This is a genomic window from Vibrio sp. VP6, assembly GCF_028823755.1.
Lineage (GTDB): Bacteria > Pseudomonadota > Gammaproteobacteria > Enterobacterales > Vibrionaceae > Vibrio > Vibrio parahaemolyticus.
Genome location: NZ_JAPEID010000166.1, coordinates 1 through 834, shown reverse-complemented (window position 1 = coordinate 834; position 834 = coordinate 1). Strand labels below are relative to the sequence as shown.

Below are 834 nucleotides of genomic sequence, written 5' to 3'. Positions count from 1 at the left end.
TTGAGTCAATCGCAGATCTTTATGCGACCGTTATGCACGAACTGACACACTGGACGGGACACAAATCTCGGCTAGCGCGTACCAAGGGTCGTCAATTCGGTGATAAGGATTATGCGTTTGAAGAGCTTGTTGCAGAGCTTGGATCGACATTCTTAATGGCGGACTTTGGTATTGTCGGCGACGTTCAACACGAATCTTACATTGCGAATTGGCTTCAAGTTTTAAAAAATGATAAACGATTCATTTTTAAGGCGGCAAGTCAGGCATCAAAGGCGTTTACTTATTTAAAAGAATACGTTGAAGATGAAAGCCAATTAAAAGCAGCATAAACTCTTTTATTGCATTAAATAGCCCGATAACATCAACATGTTATCGGGTTTTTGCTATCTGGAGGATGTATGACGAAACGCATTATGGCCACGAAGACCGGTGAGTTTATGTATGATGATGGACAGGAGACCGACGCATTTAAATCGGCGTTCCAAAGCGCCGTATATGCGTCCTACGATGAGTATATGGCGGACATCTATTGGATGAGCAAAAATGAAGACTTCAGATTTGCATTGGTCTATGAAACGGCAAGCCGTTTTCCTCGTCGTCATCCAGAAGAACGTCAGCAGGTTCTCATCAATAAAATTCATGCACAGCGACGTTACCAGGAGCATCTTGAAAAAGGAGGGACCGCTTTTGATACCGGTGGCTCTCTTTCTGGTCTGCTCAATAAAAAAGCCCATCATTAAGTTGACGGGCTTTTTTTTACTCCGATATAATGACCGCACAGCGCATAAGACGTTGTAAATCTTGGCGAAGGCAACCATTCATAATCGAGTGGTG

Annotated in this window: 2 protein-coding genes; both read left to right on the top strand. The window is 43.3% G+C overall.

Features of this window, described 5'->3' with window-relative positions; all coding sequences use genetic code 11:
* On the top strand, positions 1–329 hold a 329-nt coding region (locus OU793_RS24700; protein WP_274647925.1), incomplete at its 5' end, for a zincin-like metallopeptidase domain-containing protein.
* Between the two features lie 69 nt (positions 330–398).
* The gene (locus OU793_RS24695; protein WP_071653131.1) at positions 399–740 is read left to right on the top strand and encodes a hypothetical protein; all 342 of its coding nucleotides are present in this window, start codon (positions 399–401) and stop codon (positions 738–740) included.
* Positions 741–834 lie beyond the last annotated feature (94 nt).

Coding starts and splice junctions, on each gene's coding strand:
- OU793_RS24695 (WP_071653131.1), top strand. CDS start 399: ATGACGAAACGCATTATGGCCACGAAGACCGGTGAGTTTATGTATGAT.